Raw genomic sequence first — 5851 nt, forward strand, 5'->3', positions numbered from 1 at the left:
GTAGCTCCTACTGTAACTCCTAAGAATATAGTTATTATATTTACAAGTTCATTTTGTGCTGTTTGTGAAAGCCTTTCTACTACTCCAGATTCTCTAAATAAATTCCCCATCATTAACATTCCAATAAGAGGTGCTGCTGATGGAAGAAGTAGTACTACAAATACTGTTACTAATATTGGAAATATTATTTTTTCTTTCTTTGATACGGGTCTTAATTGTTCCATAACTATTTTTCTTTCTTCTTCTGTAGTTAAAGCCTTCATTATAGGAGGCTGAATAATAGGTACTAATGCCATATAAGAATATGCTGCAACTGCTATTGGTCCTAATAAATGAGGAGCAAGTCTGCTAGTTAAATAAAGAGCTGTAGGTCCATCGGCTCCTCCAATTATTCCAATACTTGCTGATTCTGGTCCTGTAAATTTTAAAGCTATAGCTCCTATAAAGGTTATAAATATTCCAAACTGGGCTGCCGCCCCTAATAATATGCTTTTAGGATTTGCAATAAGTGGTCCAAAATCTGTCATAGCTCCTACACCTAAAAAAATAAGGGGAGGATATATTCCAAGTTCTACTCCTTGATATAGATAATACAATAGTCCTCCTAACTGACCATCTTTAGGTGATTCCATTAATCCTCCTAAAGGAAGATTTGTAAGGAGCATTCCAAAAGCTATTGGTACTAACAATAAGGGTTCATATTCTTTCTTTATAGCTAAGTAAAGTAGTATAAACGATATAATCATCATTATTATTTCTTTAAAAGTTATGGCAGCAAATCCTGTACTCAATAGAAATTCTTTCAATATTTCCAGTAGCATTTAATATACCTTCCTTTCCCAATGAATTTGTTCCAGAAGTTATTCAATAGATACTAATTTATCTCCTGTACTTACTGATGCTCCTTTTTCCGTATGCATAGCTGCCACTTTTCCATCTCTTGGAGATAGTATTTCATTTTCCATTTTCATAGCTTCAAGAATTAACAGTACTTCACCAGCTTTTACTTCATCTCCTTCATTTACATTTATACTAAGTATAGTTCCAGGCATAGGAGCTTCTATAGATTCCGCTCCTTGTGGAATATTTACTTCTTGTTTAGGTTGTGGCTTTGGCGCTGCTTTTGGTGCTGGGTTTGGTTTTGGCGCTTCTACTATTTTAGAAGATGCTGCACTATTATTTTTACTATTAGATATTTCTTCTACTTCCACTTCATATTCATTTCCATTAACCCTTATTAAATAATTTTTCATTTTCAAACCTCCTATAATCTATTAAATATTTGTTCTTCCCTTCCTACCTTTGACCAAATTGGAGTGTTTTGAGAAACTCTTTTGATACTTTTTATTTTCACATTAGATACATCTACACCTATACTAGCCGCAACAGCTGCCGCTATCACTGCAACTAATTCTTCATCATTTAAGGACTCTTCAGCTTTTTCCACTCCTTTTTCACTATTTACTAAATCAATATTTTCAATAGTTTCTTTACTTTTTTTCTTATCTTTTTGTGAAAAATTTTGAAGACCTTTAATTAAATAAGATATTATAAGCAAAGCTAAAAATACTATTACCATACTAAAAACAGTAACCATTAAACTTTGTCCCATAGTTACTTTGTTACCTAACAATTCAAATCACCTCTTTATAGGGGAATATTTCCATGTTTCTTAGCTGGATTTGTTTCCCTTTTACTTTGAAGCATATCAAAAGCAGATGCCAATCTTTGTCTTGTAGTACTTGGTATTATTACATCATCTACATATCCATGACCTGCTGCAATATATGGATTTGCTACTGTATCTCTATATTCTTCTATTTTTTCTGCCCTTGTTTCTACTGGATCTTCTGAATCTTTTATTTCATGTTTAAATATTATATTTGCTGCTCCATCTGGTCCCATAACAGCTATTTCAGCATTTGGCCATGCAAATACTTGATCTGCACCTAGTTCTTTATTGCACATAGCTATATAGGCTCCGCCATAGGCTTTCCTTATTATTACTGTTACCTTTGGTACTGTAGCTTCGCTATAAGCATAGAGCATTTTAGCACCATGTCTTATAATTCCACCATATTCTTGTTCAGTTCCAGGTAAAAATCCAGGTACATCTACTAAATTTAATAATGGTATATTATAAGCATCGCAAGTCCTTATAAATCTTCCTGCCTTATCTGAAGCATTTATATCAAGACAACCTGCTAGTATTTTTGGTTGATTAGCTATAACCCCTACAGTCTTTCCATTGATTCTCATATATCCTGTAATAATATTTTGAGCAAAATATGGTTGCACTTCAAAAAAATCTCCGTCGTCTGCTATAGTAGTTATTATTTCTTTCATATCATAAGGTTTATTTGGATTTTCTGGTACTATTTCATTTAATTTATCCTCTATTCTATTTATGTCATCTTCTGTTTCCACATATGGTGGATCTTCTAAATTATTAGAAGGTAAGAAACTTAAAAGTTTTTTTATTCTTTCAATACACTCTTCTTCACTACTGTCTACAAAATGAGCTACTCCACTAGTTCTATTGTGAGTCATAGCTCCTCCTAGTTCTTCTTGACTTACCTCCTCTCCTGTTACTGTCTTTATTACTTGTGGACCAGTAATAAACATCATACTAGTTTTTTCTACCATGAATATAAAATCTGTAATAGCAGGGGAATAAACGGCTCCGCCAGCTGAAGGACCCATGATAGCAGTTATTTGAGGTATTACTCCTGAAGCTTTAGTATTTCTATAAAATATTTTTCCATAGCCTGATAGTGCATCTACACCTTCTTGAATTCTAGCTCCTCCAGAGTCATTGAATCCTACAATTGGTGCTCCCATCTTAATTGCCATTTCTTGAACCTTACATATTTTTGCTGCATGCATTTCTCCAAGAGAACCACCTAGTACTGTAAAATCTTGAGCATATACAAATACTAATCTTCCGTCTACAGTTCCATAACCAGTTACCACCCCTTCACCAGGTGTTTCTACTTTCTCCATTCCAAAATTATTACATCTATGTTTAACAAATGCATCTATTTCAACAAAACTGTCTTCATCAAGTAACATATCTATTCTTTCCCTTGCTGTATGTTTTCCTTTTTCATGCTGTTTTTTTATTCTCTTTTCTCCACCACCAAGCTTTATCTTTTCCTTTGTCTTTACAAGTCTTTCAAGTTTACTATCCATTTTTAGCCTCCTTTTTGCATTAATCCCTTTCACATAGTTCTATTAAAACACCATAGGTATCCTTTGGATGTGCAAATGCAATTTTAGCTCCTCCTGCTCCATAGCGAGGTTTTTCATCAATCATCCTTATACCTTTTTCCTTCATTTCTTCTATTGCTTTTTCTATATTATCAACTCTATAAGCTATATGTTGTATGCCCTCACCTCTTTTTTCTATATACTTTGCTATTGGACCGTTAGGTTCTGTGGACTCAAGTAATTCTACTTCCGTATCTCCCATGGGAAGGAATGCCACTTTCACTTTTTGTTCTTCTACTACTTCCGTCCCCTCACATTTTAATCCTAACATTTCTTCATAAAACTTTAGAGCCTTTTCTAAATCTTTAACAGCTATGCCAATATGATCTACTTTTTCCACCATATTTCTAACCTCCTTATAATTAAATTAATTTAATTATATTGTCTCTAGCAGTATATGGATCTAGCTTTCTAGAGACAACATTATCTATTATTGCATCAAAACTAGATTCTTTTTTCATTTTTGAAAATATTATCTCCATAAGTTCTTCTTCCACAAGATTTAGTATTTCCATCTTTGTATTACGTTTCCTTCTCTTTTTTAGCTCCCCTGTTTCTTCTAAATATTCTCTATGTCCAACTATCTCATCTACTAAACTTCCAATACCTTCATTTTTCCTTGCCGATACTTTTAAAACTGGTGGTCTATAATCTTCTCCTTGGTTTAAATCTAGATTCATTTCAATTTCAACTTGAGTTTTATCTGCTCCATCTATATCTGATTTATTTATAGCAAATATATCAGCTATTTCCATTATTCCTGCTTTTATAGCTTGTATATCGTCACCTAAATTAGGGACCATAACCATAAGTACTGTATCTGCTGCTTTGACTATATCTATTTCTGATTGACCTACCCCTACTGTTTCTACGAAAATATAGTCTACACCATAAATATCTAAAACCTTTATTGCACCTTGAGCAGCTTTAGAAAGTCCTCCTAATGAACCTCTAGTCCCCATACTTCTAATAAATACATTTTCATTTAAAGATAAATCATTCATTCTAATCCTATCTCCAAGTATTGCACCACCGGTAAAAGGGCTAGTAGGATCTATAGCTATAATTCCTACTTTTTTTCCTCTGTTTAAAAGCTCTCTTGTAAGTCTGTCAGTAAGAGTACTTTTTCCACTACCAGGTGGTCCAGTAATTCCTATAACATAGGCATTACCAGTTTTATGATAGTTATTTCTTATGATTTCAAAAGCCTTTTTTTGATTATTCTCCATTATAGTTATGACTCTAGCACAAGCTCTTTTGTCTCCATGAAGCAATCTTTCTTCTAAATTCAATTTAAAGCACCACCTATACTATCTTTTTATATGATTCTCTATATATTTAACTACATCTTTAGTAGAGGTACCTGGCGTAAATATTGCTTTAACTCCAGATTTTTTTAATTCTGGTATATCATCTTCTGGTATAACCCCTCCACCTATTATTAATATATCATCTGCTCCTTGTTCTTTAAGAAGATTGACTACTTTGGGGAATAGATGGTTATGTGCTCCAGACAAAATACTCATGGCAACAACATCTACGTCTTCTTGTATAGCTGCAGCTACTATTTGCTCAGGAGTTTGCCTAAGTCCTGTATATATAACTTCCATTCCTGCATCTCTTAAGGATCTTGCTATAACTTTTGCTCCTCTATCATGTCCATCAAGTCCAGGTTTTGCTACTAATACTCTAATTGGCATATCCATTTTAGTCCCTCCCTATAAAATTACAGATTGTTCATATTCACCAAATACAGATCTTAAAACATCACATATCTCTCCTAATGTAGCATAGGATTTAACTGCTGATAATATATATGGCATTAGATTTTCATCTGTTTTTGCTAACTTCTTTAGATTTGCTAAATTTTTCTTAACTTCATCATTATTTCTTGTAGATTTCAATTTATTTATTTTTTCCTTTTGGAGTCTTTCTACTTCAGGATCAACTTTTAATATATCTTCATGATGTTTTTCCTCTGTTTGGAATTTATTTACCCCAACTACTATTCTTTCATTTGATTCTACTTCCATTTGATATTTATAAGAGCTATTTTGTATTTCTTTTTGTACATAACCTTTTTCTACTGCTTGTGGCATTCCTCCTAATTCATCTATTTTTTCAATATATTTCATAGCTTCTTCTTCTATTTGATCTGTTAAAGATTCTATATAATAGGAACCTGCTAATGGATCTATAGTTTCAGTAACTCCACTTTCATAAGCCAAGACTTGTTGAGTTCTAAGGGCAATTCTTACAGATTCTTCACTTGGTAAGGCTAATGCCTCATCTCTAGAATTAGTATGTAGAGATTGAGTTCCTCCAAGAACTGCTGCCAATGCTTGAACAGTTACTCTTATTATGTTGTTATCTGGTTGTTGAGCTGTTAATGTACATCCTGCTGTTTGTGTATGGAATTTAAGTTTCATGGATTTTTCATTTTTAGCTTTGAATCTATTTTTCATTATCTTAGCCCAAATCCTTCTTGCCGCTCTATATTTAGCTATCTCCTCCAATAAATTGTTATGAGCATTGAAGAAAAATGAAAGTCTAGGTGCAAAATCATCTACATCTAATCCTG

The 5851-nt window shown here is 33.0% G+C and carries 8 protein-coding genes; all 8 read right to left on the reverse strand.

The annotated features are described in order from the left end of the window. The coding region (locus tag NSA23_RS16335) for a sodium ion-translocating decarboxylase subunit beta (protein ID WP_257490791.1) at positions 1 to 821 on the reverse strand (821 nt) is incomplete at its 3' end. A 39-nt stretch (positions 822 to 860) separates the two neighbouring features. After that, positions 861 to 1253 carry a biotin/lipoyl-containing protein gene (locus NSA23_RS16340; RefSeq protein WP_042678572.1) on the reverse strand — a complete coding sequence of 131 codons (393 nt, stop codon included), beginning with the start codon at positions 1251 to 1253 and terminating at the stop codon, positions 861 to 863. Between the two features lie 11 nt (positions 1254 to 1264). Then, a complete protein-coding gene (locus NSA23_RS16345) occupies positions 1265 to 1633 on the reverse strand; it encodes an OadG family protein (protein WP_050069667.1) in 369 nt (122 codons plus the stop codon). Positions 1634 to 1647: 14 nt separating this feature from the next. Continuing rightward, positions 1648 to 3192, reverse strand: coding sequence for an acyl-CoA carboxylase subunit beta (locus NSA23_RS16350; protein ID WP_042678571.1), 1545 nt, complete (start codon positions 3190 to 3192; stop codon positions 1648 to 1650). Positions 3193 to 3211: 19 nt separating this feature from the next. Next, complete coding sequence (mce, locus tag NSA23_RS16355) at positions 3212 to 3613, reverse strand: methylmalonyl-CoA epimerase (protein ID WP_042678570.1); 402 nt, start codon at positions 3611 to 3613, stop codon at positions 3212 to 3214. A 19-nt stretch (positions 3614 to 3632) separates the two neighbouring features. After that, positions 3633 to 4562 carry a methylmalonyl Co-A mutase-associated GTPase MeaB gene (gene meaB / locus NSA23_RS16360; RefSeq protein WP_042678569.1) on the reverse strand — a complete coding sequence of 310 codons (930 nt, stop codon included), beginning with the start codon at positions 4560 to 4562 and terminating at the stop codon, positions 3633 to 3635. A gap of 18 nt (positions 4563 to 4580) precedes the next feature. After that, a complete protein-coding gene (locus NSA23_RS16365) occupies positions 4581 to 4976 on the reverse strand; it encodes a cobalamin B12-binding domain-containing protein (protein ID WP_042678568.1) in 396 nt (131 codons plus the stop codon). Between the two features lie 12 nt (positions 4977 to 4988). After that, positions 4989 to 5851 (reverse strand): methylmalonyl-CoA mutase family protein (locus NSA23_RS16370; protein WP_257490792.1); only part of this gene is annotated, 863 nt, incomplete at its 5' end.

It is taken from the genome of Anaerosalibacter massiliensis (assembly GCF_024623155.1).
GTDB classification, from domain to species: domain Bacteria; phylum Bacillota; class Clostridia; order Tissierellales; family Sporanaerobacteraceae; genus Anaerosalibacter; species Anaerosalibacter massiliensis.